Source organism: Levilactobacillus brevis (assembly GCA_021383565.1).
GTDB classification, from domain to species: domain Bacteria; phylum Bacillota; class Bacilli; order Lactobacillales; family Lactobacillaceae; genus Levilactobacillus; species Levilactobacillus brevis_B.
In genome coordinates this window covers 2,379,999-2,400,293 of record CP079699.1, presented here as the reverse complement: position 1 = coordinate 2,400,293, position 20,295 = coordinate 2,379,999, and the positions used below count along the sequence as shown (strand labels likewise).

At 53.2% G+C, this 20,295-nt stretch carries 16 protein-coding genes; 10 read left to right on the top strand and 6 right to left on the bottom strand.

Annotated features, from left to right (window positions below):
• Window positions 1–172 precede the first annotated feature (172 nt).
• Entirely contained in the window at window positions 173–1,567 is a 1,395-nt protein-coding gene (locus KB236_11110; protein ID UIF29050.1) for an FAD-binding protein, read from the bottom strand.
• A gap of 144 nt (window positions 1,568–1,711) precedes the next feature.
• On the opposite strand from KB236_11110, the gene KB236_11105 reads away from it, so the two are divergent.
• Together KB236_11105 and KB236_11100 are read left to right on the top strand one after the other, a co-directional pair.
• Window positions 1,712–2,164 (top strand): MarR family transcriptional regulator, encoded by a 453-nt coding sequence (locus KB236_11105; protein ID UIF29049.1) that lies wholly within the window; start codon window positions 1,712–1,714, stop codon window positions 2,162–2,164.
• Window positions 2,165–2,177: 13 nt separating this feature from the next.
• The gene (locus tag KB236_11100; protein ID UIF29048.1) at window positions 2,178–2,669 is read left to right on the top strand and encodes a GNAT family N-acetyltransferase; all 492 of its coding nucleotides are present in this window, start codon (window positions 2,178–2,180) and stop codon (window positions 2,667–2,669) included.
• 76 nt (window positions 2,670–2,745) lie between these two features.
• Here the strand turns inward: KB236_11100 and KB236_11095 are convergent, their stop codons facing one another.
• The 5 genes from KB236_11095 to KB236_11075 all read right to left on the bottom strand — a co-directional run bounded on the left by KB236_11095 (window position 2,746) and on the right by KB236_11075 (window position 8,590).
• Window positions 2,746–3,405: an ABC transporter ATP-binding protein gene (locus KB236_11095; protein UIF29047.1), complete on the bottom strand. Its 660-nt coding sequence runs from the start codon at window positions 3,403–3,405 to the stop codon at window positions 2,746–2,748.
• A 12-nt stretch (window positions 3,406–3,417) separates the two neighbouring features.
• Window positions 3,418–4,872, bottom strand: coding sequence for an ABC transporter permease (locus KB236_11090; GenBank protein UIF29046.1), 1,455 nt, complete (start codon window positions 4,870–4,872; stop codon window positions 3,418–3,420).
• A 169-nt stretch (window positions 4,873–5,041) separates the two neighbouring features.
• The gene (locus KB236_11085; GenBank protein UIF29045.1) at window positions 5,042–6,217 is read right to left on the bottom strand and encodes an AI-2E family transporter; all 1,176 of its coding nucleotides are present in this window, start codon (window positions 6,215–6,217) and stop codon (window positions 5,042–5,044) included.
• A 360-nt stretch (window positions 6,218–6,577) separates the two neighbouring features.
• Window positions 6,578–7,222: a hypothetical protein gene (locus tag KB236_11080; protein UIF29044.1), complete on the bottom strand. Its 645-nt coding sequence runs from the start codon at window positions 7,220–7,222 to the stop codon at window positions 6,578–6,580.
• Window positions 7,223–7,240: 18 nt separating this feature from the next.
• Window positions 7,241–8,590 carry a glycosyl hydrolase family 25 gene (locus tag KB236_11075; GenBank protein UIF29043.1) on the bottom strand — a complete coding sequence of 450 codons (1,350 nt, stop codon included), beginning with the start codon at window positions 8,588–8,590 and terminating at the stop codon, window positions 7,241–7,243.
• A 555-nt stretch (window positions 8,591–9,145) separates the two neighbouring features.
• Here KB236_11075 and purH point away from each other — a divergent pair.
• The 8 genes from purH to KB236_11035 all read left to right on the top strand — a co-directional run bounded on the left by purH (window position 9,146) and on the right by KB236_11035 (window position 20,222).
• Window positions 9,146–10,675, top strand: a complete 1,530-nt coding sequence (purH, locus tag KB236_11070; GenBank protein ID UIF29042.1) for a bifunctional phosphoribosylaminoimidazolecarboxamide formyltransferase/IMP cyclohydrolase — start codon at window positions 9,146–9,148, stop codon at window positions 10,673–10,675.
• A gap of 202 nt (window positions 10,676–10,877) precedes the next feature.
• Complete coding sequence (locus KB236_11065; protein UIF30364.1) at window positions 10,878–11,900, top strand: glycosyltransferase family 2 protein; 1,023 nt, start codon at window positions 10,878–10,880, stop codon at window positions 11,898–11,900.
• A gap of 11 nt (window positions 11,901–11,911) precedes the next feature.
• Window positions 11,912–13,981: a glycosyltransferase family 39 protein gene (locus KB236_11060; GenBank protein ID UIF29041.1), complete on the top strand. Its 2,070-nt coding sequence runs from the start codon at window positions 11,912–11,914 to the stop codon at window positions 13,979–13,981.
• A gap of 110 nt (window positions 13,982–14,091) precedes the next feature.
• Window positions 14,092–14,946 carry a DUF3737 family protein gene (locus KB236_11055; GenBank protein ID UIF29040.1) on the top strand — a complete coding sequence of 285 codons (855 nt, stop codon included), beginning with the start codon at window positions 14,092–14,094 and terminating at the stop codon, window positions 14,944–14,946.
• Entirely contained in the window at window positions 14,946–16,112 is a 1,167-nt protein-coding gene (locus KB236_11050) for a pyridoxal phosphate-dependent aminotransferase (GenBank protein UIF29039.1), read from the top strand. The genes KB236_11055 and KB236_11050 overlap by 1 nt, the downstream gene beginning before the upstream one ends.
• A 226-nt stretch (window positions 16,113–16,338) precedes the next feature.
• Window positions 16,339–17,295, top strand: a complete 957-nt coding sequence (locus KB236_11045) for a Dyp-type peroxidase (protein UIF29038.1) — start codon at window positions 16,339–16,341, stop codon at window positions 17,293–17,295.
• Window positions 17,296–17,591: 296 nt separating this feature from the next.
• Window positions 17,592–18,827 (top strand): MFS transporter, encoded by a 1,236-nt coding sequence (locus KB236_11040; protein UIF29037.1) that lies wholly within the window; start codon window positions 17,592–17,594, stop codon window positions 18,825–18,827.
• A 168-nt stretch (window positions 18,828–18,995) separates the two neighbouring features.
• Complete coding sequence (locus KB236_11035) at window positions 18,996–20,222, top strand: MFS transporter (protein UIF29036.1); 1,227 nt, start codon at window positions 18,996–18,998, stop codon at window positions 20,220–20,222.
• Window positions 20,223–20,295 lie beyond the last annotated feature (73 nt).

The following is a 20,295-nucleotide window of genomic DNA, read 5'->3' as shown; positions in this document are numbered from 1 at the left end:
AATCAAACTCGTGCAACCGATTGCGATTAGTATATCCCAGCCTTGCATTCGCTTTCATTGTAACAATTATTATCCGGTTTGTCGGGCGCTTTTGCAAGTTTTATGCCTATTTTAACAAAAGCCCCTTAACCGGCTGTCTCACCCGGTTAAGGGACCACACATCATCATTTATTTAGTCAATCTTTCGCTTAGGATTCAAGAGATTCATGGGATCAAACAGCGTCTTAATCTGATGCTGAAGTTGATCAACCGTTTCACCCAATTCGGGATTGTTCCACTGATTTTTCAGCATCCCCACGGCGTGTTCCCCGGAGATTGTGCCCCCGAGTTCCAATGTCTTCCAGAAGGTCTGTCGGAGCGCTTCGATGATGACCTCGGGCACCTCGTCGACGTCCTTATCCCACACGAAGGTCGGGTGAACGTTGCCATCGCCGGCATGTCCCGCCGTATAGATAGTGATTCCCAGCTTATGCCCCAAGTCTTGGAGATAGTCCATCATCGGTGCTAACTTGGACAGCGGCATCGCCATGTCTTCCATCAGGTGATTGCGCCCGGCAAAGACCGCTGGCAACATGTCGCGGCGAAGCTGTTCCAAGTTGGCCTGTTCCGTTTCATCCGTGGTGACCGTAACGTTCTGCCCGTGATACTTGGCCAAAAGGTCGCGCACGACCTGAACGTTCTCCGGACTGCCGCCTTCGAGCCGAAAGATCAGCATGGCACCGCTGTTCTCGGCGTAGTGGGTCTTCTCGTACTTATCCAGTGCAATCACGGTGTTGCCGTCCAGAGCCTCCAACATCGTCGGGTAGACGCCGGACATCCGGATCGCCGTAACCCCTTGGGCCAAGGCCGTCATGTTCTCGAAGAACGCCACGCCCATGACAGACTGACCCAACGGAATCGGCATTAATTTGACCGTCACTTCATAGATGATGCCCAAAGTGCCTTCAGAACCGACGAACAATTGGGTCAGGTCGTAGCCAAAGGCCTGTTTCAACGTGCGTCCACCGAGCTTGACCGTGCGGCCGTCCGCCAAGACGGCCTTGAGACCCAGCACGTTATCCTTCGTGGCCCCGTAGCGTACGGTGCTCATCCCCCCGGCATTGGTTGAGACGTTGCCCCCGATGGACGAAAACGGCTTGGACCCAGGATCTGGCGCGTAGAACAAGCCTTGTTTCCGCGCTTCCTTGTCCAAATCACCGTTCACCACGCCCGGTTGAACCACCGCGACGGAATCTTCCTTGCTGATTTCCAGAATCTGGTTCATCTTACGCGTAGACAAGATGATGGCGCCGGTAATCCCATCGGACCCAATCACCGTACTACTGAAGGTCGTCTGCGGAATCACCGCAATATGGAATTTCCGTGCCGTCCGCAACACGCCTTGGATATCGGCCACACTAGCCACCGAAACAAACGCCCGGGCCAATCCGGTTTCACCACCCGTGGCGTTGGGGTTGAACGACTGCTTCCGGAGCGTCGCCTCGTCCGTCGCCACCGTTCCATCCGCGACTTGGGCTTTCAGATAAGTCAAGATATCACTGTCAGAATAAGCACTGAACACTGTCATCACAAAGACCTCTTTTATTTTTGAATTCATTCATCATTAAGTGTAACAGGAAATTTCTCCAGCGACTGGAACAGCGACTTATTTTAGTTGCAATTGCAACTAAAAAGTTTTATACTACCGAGTATTAAGAAATGAGGCGATCATTTGGCAGAAATTCTCCGATCCATCGGCGCGGTGGCTCGGGCGCTCGACGGCATTAGTAACATCGAATTCAAGGCGCTCGAGCTCAACCGCGGCCAGTACCTTTATTTGGTCCGGGTGGCCGAAACCCCCGGCATTATCCTAGAACGGTTGGCGGCTATCGTAAAGGTCGACAAAACCACGGCGGCTCGCGCCATCCAAAAACTGGAAAAAAACGGGATCTTGGAACGCCGCCCCAGTCCCACCGACAAGAAACAAAAACAAATTTTTCTCACGGCCAAGGGTGAGGCGCTCTACCCGACCATTAAGCGGGAGAACGCCTACTCCAACGAGGTCGCCCTACAGGGATTTACACCCGAAGAGCGCGATCAGCTTGCCAGCTACTTAAAACGCGTCGAAGGCAACATCAACACCGACTGGATCAACGTTAAATGTGGCCATCACCGCGACTACTGAAAGGACTTCATCTATGACAACTACCATTACCCCGGTCACACTGACCGATCTCTCCACGCTTCACGATATCAGTGTGGAAACCTTTACCGCCACGTTCGGTGCCGACAATACGCCGGAAAAATTGGCCGCTTATCTGGAACACGACCTGAGTGCCGAACAGCTTCGCCGCGAACTCGCCGATTCAACTGCCCGGTTCTTCTTCATTGAACAGGATGGCCAACTCGCCGGTTACGGAAAGCTACTCTACCATGACGCCGACTTAGAAATTCAGCGTGTCTACGTGCGACAAGCGTTCCAACATCAAGGACTCGGTCGAAAATTCCTGGAATTTGCCGAACAAGAAGCGCACAATCACCAGCTGCCTCAGATCATCCTTGGTGTCTGGGAACATAACGACAATGCCCGTGCCTTTTACCGTTTCATGGGCTACCACCGCTATGGTGAACATACCTTTGATTTAGGCGCAGACCACCAGACGGATTTTCTCTTAGCGAAAGAACTTTAACTTTTCAACACGAAAAGAGCTTGGCAAAAACCAAAAGTGGTGACCACCAACGGCCACCACTTTTTCGTACACAAGGCTACACCAACTGCACAAACTGCTTATTCTCCAAGCGATACTGATGATCACACTTCGCCGCCACGTCTGGTTCGTGTGTCACGATAATCACGCACTTCTTCTGCTCATGAGCAATCCGCTGGAATTGTTCGATGACGGCACGCGTGTTGTCCTCATCCAGGTTCCCCGTGGGCTCATCGGCCACAACCAGCTGGGCATCGCAACACATGGTTCGGGCAATCGCGACCCGTTGTTGCTGGCCCCCGGAGAGGTGCTGGACGTTTCGCGTGATGAGATCATCGCCAATTCCCAGGTCGTTTAATATCCGCTGAGCATAGCCTTTATCGCCGGCATGCCGCGCGCCCGTGATGGCCATCGCCGTCAACAAGTTATCCAGCGGTGACATGTAGGTGAAGAGATTGTAGGCCTGAAAGACAATCGCCACGTCATGTCGGCGAAAGTTGGTGAGACCAATTTTGCTGAGGGCCCGGTCATTCAGTAAGATTTCCCCTTCCCGCGGCTTATCTAGCCCGGCAATCAGGGACAGAAAGGTCGTCTTCCCGGTTCCACTATGGCCGAGAATGGCGTAGGACTGGCCTTCCTCGAATTCGAGATTCACTTTTTGAAAGAGGGGTTGGGCTTTATCTTGATACCAATACCCCAGATCTTCGGTTCGTAACATACGCGTTCCTCCTTATGATATCAGCACTTTCTTCGGCTCCAGTCGCAGGATTCCACCGGAAGCAATCATGATCGACAGGAACGTAATAGCTAAGCCGAAGCCGCCGAGTTCCGCCAAATCAACGGCACTCACATTAACGTCCAGCTCGGCCTGCTTGGTTGCGGTTGTCTGCGTCGTCGCGTTACCCGGACCACCAGCACCACCGCGCATGCCACCGCCGGGTTGGCCGCCACCGGGCTGGCCCGAGGTACTACTGGTCGTTTGCGTGGTCGTTGTACTTTGCGCGACCAACTGGGACCCCAGCTGATTGCCAACAAATTTTCCGCCAACGCCCGCAATGGCTAGGGCAATCACGATCACCATCAGCATTTCCGTAAAGAACTGGGCGACAATCTTCCAGCGAGCCTCGCCTAAGGATAGCAAGATGCCAATCTCAAAGCGGCGCTCCCGAATCATCAGGATAACGATTAACGCCAGAATTATCGTACCGGCAATCGCCACCAACCAAACGATCTTATTGGCAAAACTGGCCACGTTATCCATCGAAGACTTCACGGATTGGTAAGTCGAATCGTCCGTGCTCAGTGAATACTTACTGCTAATCAGCTGGTTACCGGCCTTTTTCGTTGCACTGACCTTGGCGGGATTGTTGACGTTAAACGTCACTGAATCCGCGGTACCGGCATACTTGCTACCCTTAATCGTGTTGGCCAGCGTGTACGAGGCATAAATCGTGTTGGACGGGTCCGTACTCATTGGCCCGGCACTCGCCGAACTGGTGGAGCTGGCCTTGTAAATCCCCACAATCTTAACCTTGAGGGTACTCTTGGAGCCGGTCGTCTCCTTGACCGTCATGGTATCGCCGACCGTCAAGTCATTTTGGCTGGCCAATTCCTTTTCGATCACCACATTGTTGGTCCCTTTATCGAACGCCTTAATGCCACGACCCTTGGTAATCTTACTCTGGTTATTGGCGAAGGCCGTAGTCAGTGACGTCGCCGTGACCCCATTGATCTGGGTATCACCCGACGAACTACTTCCCGCCTTCATGCCACCTGGGCCACCACCGTTGCCGCCCATCCCCGTACTGGTCGAGACCGTATCGTAGGACTTGGCATTGGCCGTGGTGCTGCTGGTCACGTTGTAACTCTTAATGTTACTGAGTTTGGCAATCTTTTGCGCATCGCTCAGCTTGACCGGTGTCAACGTCAACTTGGGTCGGCTAGACTTCGAGGTACTACTAGAACGCTTGCTCTGCATCTTCTTAAATGCGGACTGCCGGTTCGCCGACAGCGTCATCGTAGCTCCTGCTTCCTGTTTGGCCGTCTCCGTTGCCTTGACTGCCGCACTCCTAATCAGTAGACCGGCTAAAACAAACATAAGAATGGCGGACGAGACCAGGATCAGTAAGACTGACCGGCCCTTCTTCGCCCACACGTTTAACCAGGCCCGTTTGAAAAAATTCATTCGAGTCGCCTCCATTTCTAACATGCTCTCGATTATGCCAAATCGGACTTATCGAAAACCTAAAGTGCCGGCTAACCGGCCACACTGTACCCGACAAAAAACGGCGTTATCCCGCAGGACAACACCGTTTTCAAGCTATTTAGTTGTTCGTTACGCCGTTAATAAACCGTTAAGACTCTCCCAATTTATCCTCGGGCGGAAAAACATCGGGATAGAGTGCCGAATACTCTTGGTACCACTCAAACGCCGTGGTGACCAGGACCTTGAGCACCGCAAAGCCGGGGACCCCGAAGATCACGCCCACCAGGCCAAACATCTTGCCCGCCGCCAGCAGGACAAAGACGATGGTAATCGGATGCATGGCTAGGCTGTTGCCCATGATGAGTGGCGACAACACCTGCGTCTCCAAGACCCATTCAATCAGGTAAACGATCACGACCCCCAACAACATCGACGGGCTCGTAATGGCCCCGATAATCAAGGCTGGAATCAACGCAATCGCCGACCCGAAGTACGGAATCAGGTTCAACGGCCCCGCCAACAGTCCAATCAACAGGGCATAGCGGAGGCCAATAATCGAGTAACCGGTGGTAAAGATAATCAACACGCACAACGCCACCGTCAGTTGCCCCCGCACGTAGGAACTAACCTTTACGTTCATCTGATCCAGCATCACAATGAACCGTTCCCGATAAGCCGTGGGCACGACTTGGCTGACGTAGTGGGGAAAACGCGTACCGTCCTTGAGCATGAAGAACAACACCAGCGGCGCGGTAATGATGGTGATTACCCAGTCACTGACCGTCGTAACCACGTTTCCCAGCGACGTCAACGTTCCCGTCAACAAGTTCAGGCCACGCTTGGAGAAGTACGTGCTAACGCGCTGGTTCACGTCAGCAAGATTTTTGTTCGAAATCCAGTGGTGTTCCTGATTCAAATGATTCAGCTTCGCCAGCATGTCGTTGGCAAATTGTGGCAGCGTACTGATTGCCCCCGTGGCCTGCTTGGTGAGGAAGGGAATCAAGTTCAAGAAGATCAGCACAATCACCCCAACCGCAATCAACATGGCCACTGAAATCGCCAGCCCCTGACGCATATGTAACCGCCGCTCCATCAAATGAACGAAAGGATCAAGCACGTAAAACAGAATCCCCGCTACCACAATGGCTGGCATGGTAATGCTGGCGAATTTCCAGATCGGATCGAGTAACCCCGCATTCTGGACAATTTCGTTAATCACTAACAGTAACAGAAAGATATTTAATAGCAGAATCGTAATATGATTATTCAAAAATCGCTGATAGAACCAGGAAAAACCTGACTCCGGCTGACGCAAATTTTTCAATCCGACCCCTCCCTGATTTGGCTTCTCTCCTAGTGTACGGCGGAAAGGCGCCGTTGACTAGTCTGGAAGCTCGAAGTTCTGGCTAAAGTTCTACGAAAAAGGATGTTCCCCGGTCGTGACCGGACAGAACATCCTTTTGGTGATGCCATCAAAATTGGTAGTTTGCAGTTTGGTATCGGCTGATCGCCTGGTCATTCGCTTGCGGTTGCCAGGGATTCCACCTGCCGTGGGAGACGAGAAAAGCCTGAAGAAGCGGTCTTTTCTCTCGCTGGGAAACCGAAAACATGGCTTCCCAGCATTCCAGCCCAAATTTGGTGAGCGGCAAGGCGGACAGCTACATTTTCTTGCCTGCCCTAGGCGTCAATCTGCGTCCTGGGCCAGCTTGACCGTGCTGTCAGCGGTCTTGCCGTTGACGGTGTAGAGCTGCCTGCCCTGTTGCCACGTGACCTCATTGGCTTCCTCGTTCTGCGTGCCGCTGTAAACCGTGATGGCCCCAGTCGAGCTCTTCGGCAGGCTGGACGACTTCACTTGCTGGTTAACTTGCTTGGCAAATTGGGTCGGAGTTCCTGCTTCGTCGGCATTGCTGGTAACGGCCGTCACCGACCAGTCGCCTTGATTCCAGTGAACGTAGGTGTGACCCATGACGCCCTGAACAACGGCCGTCGTTGACTTATTCAATTTGACCGTCGTCCCACGCGTATTAGGCCCAACGTAGTCCACCTGCTTCTCGGCACTGGTGCTAGACCCGTACGTTTTTTTCTGCAGCGTGGCCGACTGATCGGCCGTCTGTTTATCGGCGTACTTGACCGTATAGTTCTGCTTGGTGCCGCTGGTGCTATCGGCCGTCAGCTTGGCGCTATCTGATTTAACCGAACTCGGCGCGACCGTCTGACTGACCGCGCTGACGTTATTGGCAGCGTGCATTTGCAGTACCGTACCGGATCCCAACGTTAGGACCGCCAACGTCGCCGTGACCGCCGTAATAATCTTTGTTTTTCGTTGCATGTTTATTCAGCTCCTTTTTTAACGCGTGACGTAGCTCTTCAAGGCTGTGACGTACTTGCCGTTACTCAAGACGAAGTACCGCGACCCCGTCGAACGCTTCTTGACGGCCGTAACCTTCAGCTTGGTGCCCTTCTTGACGGCAGTTGATCGATTGGACTTAACGAATGAAGACTTCTTGTACTGGTAAATCTTTTTCTTGGTGGTAATGGTCTTCGCCGAATTCAGGGATTCGTAGTACGCTGGCATCACAAACTGCGTGTTGGCAGACATGTAACCTAGCTTAGTCTTCACGCGATAGGATTTTCCACTCGGTGCCTTGACTAGTTTACCGGCGACCGTATCACCAGAAACGTAGTAGCTCCCCGTCTTCTTGGTCAAACCAGAATCTGAATATAAATTCAATTTGTGCTTCAACGTGTAGGACCCGTGCTGACCAACATAGTAGCCCGTACCGTCCTGCGACAGCACCCACTTACCCAGATCACTGATGTATAGGGCCTGCTTAGACCGCGACTGCGTCAGGCTCTTCACCTTGGAAATCTTATAGAACTTCTGGCGATCGGACGTGGCAATCTTGGTTCCATCGGCATACTTGGAGGCATTATTATGTAGGTAAATATGCTGTCCTACCTTGTAGCTACTGTAAGCGTAGTTGACGCTTGCCAGTGCCGTCGATACGCTGTCCGTCCACCAGCTAATCGGGTGAACCGAAGTCACGGCTTTACTATTATCCGTATATTCATCCAGTGCGGATAGGTAATTATGGTCGGTGTACTGCCACAACGCGTACGAAATGGTTGGTGTGTACGAATAGTTGGCGATCCACTGCGCATCAAAATTGGTTCTCGCCGTATTAGCATAGGTCGTGGCGAAGGATTGGTAGGAGTAGAAGACGAGATTCTTCCCCGTCAACGACCGCATTTCATCATACCAGGCCTTGACTGCGGCGTTCGTGGTCCCAGACGTCACGTCGTTTTCTTCAAAATCCAGTGCGTAGAAGGACGCGTTCTTATTGGACCGATTATAGAAATCCTTGGCTTCCTGCTTGGCACTCGCCACACTCGTGAAGCGGGCGTAATCGTATTCACCAAACGGAATCCCATACTTCACGTACAGCGCGGTGTTATTGGTCGCGTATAAATCCTGATACGACGACCCGTACTGCCGCCGATTAATCACAAACGAGACCTGACTCTTTAAGTTTGAAACCTGACTAGCAGTCAGTTTACCCTGCCACTCGGAAATATCCGGAATGGCTAATGTACTAGCGTGAGCCACGGTCTGACCACCCCACGCCAGCCCAATCAAAGCACTAGCGGCCGCGATGGTCTGCGTTAACCGTTTAACCCAACGATGTGTATTCGACATAACTTTGGCACTTCCCTACTTAAAAATTGGTGTGCCCTACTCCTAACAAAAGCGTCTTGCATCCCCGAACGCTTCCCCTTAACTCTGTGTCACTCACCACCTCGTTTTCAAATCCTCTTTAACAGTACCCGAGTTAAATGTGCATTCGGTAACAGAAGGATTGCAGTTCCGTTACCCCGTTTTACAATTATATTTATTACAGAAACGTTGCTAAATCAACGATAGTCAGCACTTGTTTTCAGTCGAAAAATTGGTAGTCTCAACCGAATTTAGGGGTAGCGAGTTTCACAAGTTGGCGGATAGTATGCGGTCGCTTACAAATACTAAAAATCTGAGAATTGTTCGGATTTTATCCATTTTTCCTTAGCTCAATGTCCAATTTACCACACCATTCATTTCATGACCCATCACGTTAAGAAATAAGTTATTTAGCCTGATAAAGATTCACACTGGCCTGACAAAATATACGAATAATTATATTTTGTTCCCGTTGAATATTCAGATAAAATCACGTATGATAGAGCTACTTTATTTAATCCTAGGAGGTCTCCGCCCATGCGCCGTGCATTGCTTAGTGTTTCCGATAAAACCGGCATCGTTGAATTCGCTCGTACCTTGATTGCCCATCAGTTTGAAATCGTCTCGACCGGCGGCACACAAGCCGCCCTGAACGCCGCCGGGATTGCTGTGACCCCCATCGAGGACGTCACACACTTTCCCGAAATGCTCGACGGCCGGGTTAAGACGCTCAACCCCCGCGTCTTTGGTGGCATTCTGGCTCGCCGAGAAGATCCCCAACACGTCAAAACGCTAGCCGAACACGCGATTACACCGATCGACTTGGTTTGTGTGAATCTGTACCCCTTTGCCCAAACCATCAGCGATCCGGAAGTCACGCTCGCCGAGGCCGTGGAACAGATCGATATCGGTGGTCCCTCACTCATTCGCGCCGCCGCTAAGAACTATCGCGACGTACTGGTCGTGTGCGATGTCGCCGATTACGATCAGGTTAGCCTCGCTCTGGAGAATCGCAGCGATGACCAACGTTTTCGCAAGCATTTAGCCGCCAAGGTCTTCCACCACACGGCCCATTACGATGCTGTGATTGCTAACTACTTGACGGACGAGGCCAAGCCCGAGACGCTCACCCTGACCTATCAACGGCAGCAGGCTCTGCGCTACGGTGAAAATCCGCAACAAACGGCCACTTTCTATGCCGATTGTCAGCCCGTGACTTTCTCTATCGCCGCGGCCAAGCAACTCCACGGTAAGCCGTTGTCTTTCAATAACATCAAAGACGCCGACGCCGCACTGGGACTGATTCGTGAGTTTTCCAATCCCACTGTTGTCGCCCTCAAGCACATGAACCCCTGTGGCATCGGGTCGGCCGCGACACTGGAAGCCGCTTGGGACAAATGCTACGCCGCCGATTCCATGTCGATCTTCGGGGGGATCATCGTCTTGAACCGACCGGTGGATCTGGCCACTGCGACCAAGATGCACCAACTCTTCTTAGAAATCATCATCGCACCAGCTTTTGCCGACGACGCCTACGACGTGCTCGCCAAGAAGAAGAACCTCCGACTGATGACCGTCGATTTTGCGACCGCCCAGGCGCCCGAAGCCGACGAACTGATTTCCGTTCGTGGCGGGCTACTCCGGCAGGAACGCGACAACGTCCGTGATGATCCGGCAAACTTTCATACCGTCAGCACCGCACAGCCAACCACTGAACAACTGGCCGCGATTACCTTTGGCTTAAAAGCCATCAAGTTCGTCAAGAGCAATGCAATCGTGGTCAACACGCCGGATCAAACGCTTGGAATTGGCCCCGGGCAAATGAACCGGATCGACGCCGTGAAGATTGCGGTCACCAAGGCCAGCGACAAGCCGAATTTTGGCCAAGCCGTGCTGGTGTCCGACGCATTCTTCCCCATGGATGACTGCGTCGCATATGCCGCTGAACATGGCATTAAGGTCATCGCGGAACCCGGTGGAAGCATTCGTGACAAGGACTCAATCGCTATGGCCGATAAGCTCGGCGTCGCGTTGATTTTCACGGGTAACCGGCACTTCCGTCACTGATAAGCAGTAATTGGTTTAGGTTTTAGAACATGGCCTAAGCCAATTTTTTTGACCACTTTAAGTTAAATTGGTCAATTGCTTAAGCTCTGCGATAAGTTACTTAAAAGTGGCTTAAGTTGAGGGCCAAATTTCTTGCTTCCCCCACTCACGGTTTATAATCTAAGACGAAGCATTGAGCATTCTTTGGGGGGAATTGATAATGATGAAGAAAGTATCCACGCCACGCCTGACGCTGGTGGTGCCGTGTTACAACGAAGAACCGATGTTGCCAACCAGCGCCCGCGTCCTGCATAAGATTATGGCGCGCCTGATGACGCAACATCAGATTACCGCAGATAGTAAGATTCTATTCGTCGATGACGGTAGCCAAGATCGGACTTGGGGGCTGATCACCCAGCTCCGTCACGAGGATTCACTTTTCACCGGCTTAAAATTCAGCCGAAACTACGGTCAGGAAGCCGCTTTAATGGCTGGCATGCAGGTCGCCCATCGCTACGCCGATCTGATTATTACCATTGACGCCGACCTTCAGGACGATCCGCAGTTAATCTTTAAGATGGTCGACCAGGCTCAGGCCGGATTCGACATCGTCTATGGCGTCCGCAATGATCGCTCCACCGATACATGGTTCAAGCGGTCGACCGCCGAAGGTTTTTACTGGTTTATGAAGAAGATGGGCGTCGACCTCGTCCCGAACCACTCTGACTTTCGCCTGATGAGCCGCCGGGCAGTCGCTGCGCTCATGCAATTCCGGGAGTCCCGGCCTTTCATTCGTGGGATCATCCCGCAATTGGGGTTTCCCAGCACGCGCCTGTACTATAAGCGTGCGCCGCGTAAGGCTGGCACGTCGAAATATCCTCTGCGTAAAATGATTCGCTTCGCTCTTGATGGCCTGTTTTCCTTTTCAATCGCACCGATCCGTGCCGTACTCTACGCCGGTATCGTCATCTGTGGCGGGGCGCTAGCCATGTTACTCTGGATTCTAATTCAGCACTTCCGCGGCGTGGTCGTCACCGGATGGAGTTCCATCATGCTGTCACTCTGGTTTTTGGGGGGCTTTCAACTTGTGGCCATCAGCACCATTGGCGAATATGTGGGCCGCGCCTTCACGGAGGCCAAGCATCGCCCACGCTTCATCATTCAGACCGATACCTTCACGCCAGCCTTTACGGATACGAAGTCGCCGGTCACTGAATTTCATCTCGATCATCACTCTATTAAGTAAGGAGGCAACTCATGTCGATTCGAAAGCGGTTGGCCATTGGTCTCTGTGGCCTTATTAGCTTAACGTTTCTTGTAGCTGGTCTGCTGGCCGGCCTGGCGCCGATTACCTTTCGTGTCGACCATGATTGGCTATCGCCACTGGTCATTATTTTAGGGGCTGGCGTGTATCTAGGCGGCATTGGCCTTGCCTTTCGCTGGTTCCACCGGTTATCGACCATGCAACACCGCCTTTTAACCGGCGGCCTATGGGGACTTCTACTCCTCATCCAACTCTACGTGGCCCTGCACTGGGTGGCCGCACCGCGAGCCGACCTGTACTTTGTTCACCAACAGGCCCTTAATCTGCTTCGTGGTAGCCACCACTGGGCCGCCTACTTCTACACCTACCCTAACAACGTCAGCTTCACCCTGCTGTTGAGTGGCTTACTGAAGATCGGCCAACAACTCATGGGGCCGCATACGGGAGTCTGGCTAAATCTCGTTCAATTTGTCTGGCTAGATGTCGGTTTAGTGGCGGCTTGGTGGACCATTCGCCGACGCAACCCCGCCCGCGGTCATCTCTTCTTGACCCTGATTATCGGGACGGTCCCACTATACGCCTATGCGCTCAACACCTACACCGACATCTACGTGCTCCCGGCCTGCCTACTCGCGGTGGTCTTTCTCGGTAGCCTGCTTCGCGCAACCAGTTGGCAGCGACGTGTGCCCCGCGCTATAGGCCTCGGTCTCGTCTTAACCTTCGCTTACCTATTAAAGGCCAACTTTATTGTCCTAATTATCGCCGTGCTCCTCATCTTATGGCTATTACCCAACGCCGCCACGCATCCGTTCATCACGCGTAGTGGCGTGACGTTGGCCATCCTCGCGCTCCTACTAGGAGGTGTCCTGGCCACTCGGGCCGGCGAACGGGTAGCCGGTTACCAAGCACAATCCGATCGGTCATTACCTGCCATCAGTTGGATTGCCATGAGTTGGAATCCGGAGAACTATGGCGAGTACAATCGCACCGACGCCACGCAGATTATCAAGCAACCCACGGCCGCGGCCAAGGAACGCCGAGCTAAGGCTAATTTCCAGCGCTACCTACAGCAAATGGGACCCGTGGGGGTTATTCACCACCTCTATCGCAAGGCTCGCCTCTTTCTCGCTACGGGAACCTTTGACAGCTTTCAGATTTCGCCAGCCTTTGACCGCGCGCCAACCTGGTATCGGCAGCACCGTAACACCACCGATTGGCTGTTGGCCAACTGGTGTCAGATCAGCTACCTTGCCTTATTAGTCGTGAATTGCGGTTGGGGGCTACAACAGATTCGTCGGCGCAAGCTTAGCACCGGCTACCTCCTCGGGGGCGTCTTTATCATTGGCTTGATCTGTTTTCACGTCATCTTCTGGGAAACAGAAGAGCGCTACGCCTTACCACTGCTACCTCTGCTGATTGCCGGCACCGCCGCGGGTTATCGCCAACCACTCAACCTGTTACAGTGGTCGCAACGCACGCGTTGGTTGCCGCTTGGACTTGCGGTCGCCTTCACCTTGGCGCTCAGCCTTGGCGCCTGGCAAAACTACGGGTTAATGACTCAGCCGCGGAACCATCCGATCAGCGTGATCAGTCAAAACGAAGGCCGTTACTACCAAAATCACCGACTCAAGTTAACCAATCGCCAGTCACTCACCCAACCATTTACCGCCAAGTTACCGTTCGACCACCTGTTGATTAACAACGGTGAGGCCTTCACGGGCCAACTCACTCTGACGGATAACCAGGGAAAGCGTGTCTGGCAAGCACGCGGTGAGTGGCTTCCCTTGGATCAGCAACTGCCCCTATTCCCGGCAGGCCACTATCGCCTAACCATCACCGCTACCAGTCAACAGCCACAGAAATTGGTGACTGCACCGGCCAATTATGCCTTACTCCCACAGTCTCTGACCACGCATCCCCACCAGTATCTGCGGTTCTTCGTCGACCAACACAGCTACGGGCCGACGCTAACACCCAACAAGTTCTGGTTGCTCATCGGTGCTATCTGGCTGGGGGGGCTCGTCTTGATTGACCGTTTCTACTGGTATCGCCGGCGAATTTGAGATTTTCCACCAAATGACTTGCCTTCGAGTAGCTCTAAGGTACTAGAATGGAAACATAGGCAAATTTAGCCCTATTTCATTGACCTAAGCGCAACAAAGGAGTCGAAAACTTGAAAGAAATTAACCAACAAACCTTAACCGGAGAACGGGCCCTGTTTCAAGGCCACGACCTCCACATTACAAATAGTACGTTCGTCGACGGAGAATCTCCGTTAAAACACAGTCGCAACGTCGCCATCGATCACACCATCTTCAAGTGGAAATACCCACTGTGGTACACCAACCACGCCACGGTCGATCACACTACCTGGCAACCCGACGCCCATGCCGGCATCTGGTACACCCGCGACCTGACCATGACCCACAGCATGGTCCGAGCCACCAAGACGTTCCGTCACGCCCAAGATATTCACTTGGACGATGTCACCTTCGCTAACGCGGGGGAAACGCTGTGGTGGTGCAAAGATATCACGCTAGACAACGTGACGGCCACCGGCGATTACTTCGGGATGAACAGTGAAAACGTGGTCGCCAACAACCTGAAGGTCAACGGCAACTACGCCTTCGATGGCAGTAAAAACGTGGAAGTCCACAATTCCACGTTTATCACCCACGATGCCTTTTGGAATTGCGACAACGTAACGATCTACGACTCCACCATCATCGGCGAATACCTGTCTTGGAACACCAAGAACATCACCTTCGTCAACTGTTGGTTGGAAAGCGATCAGGGACTCTGTTACGTCGACCACTTGACCATGAAGAACTGTTCTCTAATCAATACCGACCTGTCTTTCGAGTATTGTTCCGATATCGACGCCACCATCAACACGGCCATTGATAGCGTGAAGAACCCAATTAATGGTAGAATTACAGCACCGGCGATCGGCAAGGTTATCTTTGACGATCCCGCTATTGATGCACACCAGACGATCATCACGACTACTCAGGAGGCTTCCGCATAATGGGTTATAACTTTTCAGAAATGATTAATCGGCGGCATACTAATTCCGTAAAATGGGACGTCGCGGCCAACGAATTGCCAATGTGGGTGGCGGACATGGACTTCCGCACCGCACCAGGGATTGTCGACGCGATCAAACGCAAGGCCGACACGGGGATCTTCGGTTATGAAGAAGTGCCGCAGACCTACTTTGAGGCCGTCCAACACTGGTATGCCACGGAACACGACTGGGCGCCCAACACCGATTGGATGCGCTTCGTGACCGGCGTGGTTCCCGCCATTTCCTCGGCCGTTCGCCGGGTTAGTCATATCGGCGATAACGTCTTGGTTCAGGCCCCGGTCTACAACATCTTCTACAACTCGATCGTTAACAACGGGCGGCACGTCCTCTCTAGCGATCTGCAGTACCACGATGGTCAATACACCATTGATTGGGACGATCTGAGCGCCAAGATGGCGGACCCGCTGACGACCATGATGATTCTCTGTAACCCTCACAACCCCGTCGGCAAGATCTGGACGGCTGAAGAATTGCGCCACATCGGCGAGCTGGCGGCCGATAATCACGTGGTCGTCTTTGCTGATGAGATTCACGGCGACATCACCGAAACGGGCTACGGCTACACGCCATTCGCTTCGGCGGGCGATATTTGCGCTAACAATAGTATTACGGCGGTGTCCCCCAGCAAGACCTTTAACGTGGCGGCTCTCCACGCGGCCACACTGATCGTGCCAAACGAGAATCTCCGTAATATCGTCGACCGCGGTATCAACACCGATGAGTTAGCTGAACCCAACGCCTTCGCCATCGACGGCAGTATCGCCGCCTATACGACCGGCGCAGAGTGGGTTCACGAGTTAAACGCCCAGATTACCGCGAACAAGCAGGCACTGACGACGTTAATTGAGAAGAAGCTCCCGCAACTCCACGTCATTACTGGTCACGCCACCTACCTCGTGTGGATTGACTGCACGGCCGTAACCACCGATACGACGGCACTGTGCGATTTTATCCGGCAAATGACTGGACTCTTCATCACGGCCGGTTCCGTTTACGGCGGCGATGGTCACGACTTCGTTCGAATCAACGTGGCCTGCCCCGCCGAACGCCTTCAAGACGGCTTGGAGCGTCTGGTTACCGGCGTGAAGGATTTTCAAAAAGCTTAATTGCTAAGCGCGGAACGATGATTCCACGAACTAGCATTTGAATCGACAAGCGCTTGGACCCCTGTCCAAGCGCTTGTCTCATCCCTAGAACACACCCCCTTCCCGTCTTGTTTTGTAAGCCAAATAACTTTTTTAGCATTCACAAGCACCACCGCTAAAATTTTGCGATCCGCTTGCTATACTAGATTTAATGATGTCCCCACTAATTCATGAGGAGGAACCTACCATGACGATGATGAATCCTGATGCTGCTCAAGATGTTTACCGCGATGCCGGTGATAATATTCAATTCACAACTTACCTGATTGATCGTACCGACATCGCCAAAGACCGCCGCGCCTTAGCTGAATTCGCAGACCGCTTGGCCGCCATCGAACGAAGCATGGTCATTCGCTACCCCGACGCTAATCTCAAGGTGGCCTTTGGCTTTGGGGCCACGGCCTGGCGCTTACTATTTCCGACCGCCAGTCAACCCAAGGAACTCGTGGACTTCACGCCCATCAAGGGACCGCGCTATACCGCACCGGCCACGCCCGGCGACCTGTTCATGCACGTGCGCGCCAAGGAGCGGGCCGTGGTCTACGAGGTCATGGACCAGGCACGCGAATTTCTCCGTGACTGGACCACGGTGGTCGATGAAACGCAGGGCTTCCGCTACTTCGAAGGCCGTGCCATCATCGGCTTTGTCGACGGCACCGAGAATCCCGACGGCCACGATGCCACGCAATACGCCTTGATTGGCGACGAAGACCCCGAGTTCGTGAATGGCTCGTACGCCTTTGCGCAGAAATACACACACAACATGGACGCTTGGAACGCGCTGAAGACCGAGGGTCAGGAACAAGCGATTGGCCGGCATAAATTCACCGACCGCGAGCTCGACGATGAGGAGAAACTTCCCAACGCCCACAACCTAGCCTCCCAGGACAACGACAATGGCATCGAACATAAGATTGTGCGCATGAACGTACCCTACGGCAATCCGGGCGAAGGCATCGCAGGCACCTACTTCATTGGCTATGCCCGCCACTTCACCGTAACCCAGCGAATGCTGGAGAATATGTTCACGAAGAGTGATCGTCTTCTCGACTTCAGCACGCCAATCACCGGTAACGTCTTTTTCATCCCCTCTCGCTTGATGCTAGAACGCATCGCGGAAGGCGAACTTTTCCCTGTAGAATAGAAGACTGAGGCTCGAGACCAGCGCTCGAGCCTTTCGTATCTCCGGACTTTTTCCGGTGATACAACGCCCCCCGGTTCCCCCCGCCGAGGCTTGACGATCCACGAGAAATATTTTTGACGCGCGGTAAAAGACGGCGTTAAACCATTGCGAGCGCATACAAATAAGTCGTCTATGTTGACCTTTCGCCGTTATGAGGGTATCTTAGTGGGGTTGTTGTCAAGAATTTAATGTCGATTGGTTTGCGTTACCCGGGGTAATCTCACCAATCAATCTAGACCCTAAGGAGTTGACTCGTTTTGGACGAAGCCGAAAGAGAACGGGGACCGTGGCGTCGTAATCTCCGTGTTCTCTGGTTCTGTACGTTCGTTGCCGGCATGGCCTTTAGTGAAATCATGCCGTTTTTATCGTTATATATTAGTAGTTTAGGTGACTACACCAAATCACAGGTCACCATGTATAGTGGGCTCGTCTACGCAGCGGATTTCTTCGTCAGTGCCATCGCCTCGCCTCTCTGGGGCATGGTGGCCGATCGTAAGGGCCGTAAGCTCATGTTGCTACGGTCTTCGCTCGGAATGGCCGTGGCAATGGGCCTCATGGGCTTTGCCACCAGCGTCTGGCAGTTAGTTGCGTTGCGGGCCCTGCAAGGGGTCTTCGCGGGCTTCATCTCTAACGCCCAGGCCCTGGTCGCCTCGCAAACGCCACGGAAACATTCCGGCGCGTCGCTCAGTACCCTGATGACCGGTGTGACCAGCGGCATGTTGCTAGGGCCGGTTATCGGTGGGGTGCTGGCGCAGCTCTTCACGATTCGTTTTACCTTCTTCATCACGGCGGGGCTCCTACTGCTGACATTCTTCCTCAGTTGGATCTTTGTCGAAGAACAGTTCAAGCCGGTGGTGCACCAACCCAATGCCAAGCGCAGTCACAACCCATTGGCTGCCTTTCCTAATCCTAAATTGATTCTGGTTCTCCTATGCTCCACGTTGATTGTCCAATTTGGGAACATCTCCATCTCACCCATCATCAGTCTGTACGTCAAGGAACTCATGCACAACGTCGGGCCGATTACCGTGGTCGCCGGAATCATCGCCGCGCTACCCGGAGTGTCCAACATCATTGCTGCCCCGCGGTTAGGGCGTTACGGTGACCACCACGGCTCGGGAAAGGTTCTGCTCTTTGGCTACATCTTTGCCACCGTCATGTATCTACCGCAAGGCTTTGTCACCAGCGTGTGGATGCTCGGGATTTTACGGTTCATGATCGGAATTTCCGATGGGGCCCTTTTCCCCGAAATTCAGACGCTTCTGACCAAGAACTCACCGGTTGAGCTCACCTCGACCGTCTTCAGCTGGAACCAATCCTTCCAGTCAATCGGCAACATGTTAGGCTCACTGCTAGGTGGTTGGATCGCCGGCGTCTTCAACTACAACGCCGTCTTCATTTCCACCGCGCTGTTGATGCTCATCAACCTGGCGCTGGTCTGGTGGCTGATTCCGGAAATCCGGAAGCCCCAGATTCAAGTGGCCAACGACTAATTGCCGTTATACTGATTAAATTGCACAATTGCTTGCAGCCTAACTGAGGCTTTCGGTTAACTCGTGCGAGCGCAAAAAAATTGCTGATTATCATTGACGTTTCGCGGTTTGCGCGGTATGTTTATGACAATATCAGCAATTTTTTTGTCGTTAAGGAGTTGACCCATCGTGGATGAAGCCGAGGAGAATAATGATCTCTGGCGGCGGAACCTCCACATTCTGTGGTTCTGTTCGTTTATTGTAGGCATGGCGTTCAGTGAGATCATGCCCTTTCTGTCGTTATATGTCAGTAGCCTGGGGACGTACACCAAGGCACAGGTGACCATGTACAGTGGCTTGGTGTACGCCGCCGACTTCTTCGTGGGGGCCATCGCCGCGCCACTATGGGGCATGGTCGCCGATCGCAAGGGCCGCAAGCTCATGCTCCTTCGAACCTCGCTCGGAATTGCCGTGGCAATGGGCCTCATGGGCCTCGCCACCAACGTTTGGCAATTGGTCGCCCTGCGCTCCCTACAAGGCGTCTTTGCCGGCTACATTCCCAACGCACAGGCCTTGATTGCCGCCCAGACGCCGCGAAAATACTCGGGAGCGGCGTTGGGAACCCTGACGACCGGTGGGACCAGTGGCAATCTGCTCGGCCCCATCATCGGTGGGGTGTTGGCCCAGATCTTTTCGATTCGCATGACCTTCTTCGTGACCGCCAGCCTACTCCTGATTACCTTCGTACTCAGCTGGGTGCTGGTCAAGGAGAACTTCAAACCGGTGCCACGCCAATCAAAAACCGCCAAACGTCCGAATCGTCTGGCGGCTGTTCCCAATTTAAAATTGATTATCATCTTGCTGTGCTCGACCATGTTCGTTCAATTTGGCAACACGTCCATCTCGCCCATCATCAGTCTGTATGTCAAGGAACTCATGCACAACGTTGGGCCAATTACCGTGGTCGCTGGGATTCTGGCCGCGCTACCGGGCATCTCTAATATCATCGCTGCACCACGACTGGGCCGTTACGGCGACCATCACGGCTCGGGACGGGTTCTGCTCTTCGGCTATATCTTTGCCACTGTCATGTACTTTCCGCAAGGCTTCGTCACCAGTGTCTGGATGCTGGGGATTCTACGCTTCATGATCGGGATTCCCGACGGGGCTCTATTCCCCGAGATTCAGACGCTCCTGACCAAAAACACACCGGTCACGCTGACCTCAACCGTCTTCAGCTGGAACCAATCGTTTCAATCGATTGGCAACATGCTGGGCGCCTTACTTGGAGGCTGGTTGGCGGGGATCTTCAACTACAACGCCGTCTTCTTCTCAACGGCAATCCTCATGCTCATCAACCTCGCTTTACTCTGGTGGTTCGCCCCGGAAATTCGCCAACGACAAGCCAGTCATTAACCGTCGCCTCCGGCTGCCAAATAGACTATCACAACCGCCATTTACTCTCGGTAGATGGCGGTTTATGCTATCA

Bases quoted from the DNA above. Each gene is read 5' to 3' on its own strand.
- KB236_11110 (UIF29050.1), bottom strand. From the start codon at position 1,567: ATGACAGTGTTCAGTGCTTATTCTGACAGTGATATCTTGACTTATCTG.
- KB236_11100 (UIF29048.1), top strand. From the start codon at position 2,178: ATGACAACTACCATTACCCCGGTCACACTGACCGATCTCTCCACGCTT.
- KB236_11095 (UIF29047.1), bottom strand. From the start codon at position 3,405: ATGTTACGAACCGAAGATCTGGGGTATTGGTATCAAGATAAAGCCCAA.
- KB236_11090 (UIF29046.1), bottom strand. From the start codon at position 4,872: ATGAATTTTTTCAAACGGGCCTGGTTAAACGTGTGGGCGAAGAAGGGC.
- KB236_11080 (UIF29044.1), bottom strand. From the start codon at position 7,222: ATGCAACGAAAAACAAAGATTATTACGGCGGTCACGGCGACGTTGGCG.
- KB236_11075 (UIF29043.1), bottom strand. From the start codon at position 8,590: ATGTCGAATACACATCGTTGGGTTAAACGGTTAACGCAGACCATCGCG.
- purH (UIF29042.1), top strand. From the start codon at position 9,146: ATGCGCCGTGCATTGCTTAGTGTTTCCGATAAAACCGGCATCGTTGAA.
- KB236_11065 (UIF30364.1), top strand. From the start codon at position 10,878: ATGAAGAAAGTATCCACGCCACGCCTGACGCTGGTGGTGCCGTGTTAC.
- KB236_11060 (UIF29041.1), top strand. From the start codon at position 11,912: ATGTCGATTCGAAAGCGGTTGGCCATTGGTCTCTGTGGCCTTATTAGC.
- KB236_11050 (UIF29039.1), top strand. From the start codon at position 14,946: ATGGGTTATAACTTTTCAGAAATGATTAATCGGCGGCATACTAATTCC.
- KB236_11045 (UIF29038.1), top strand. From the start codon at position 16,339: ATGACGATGATGAATCCTGATGCTGCTCAAGATGTTTACCGCGATGCC.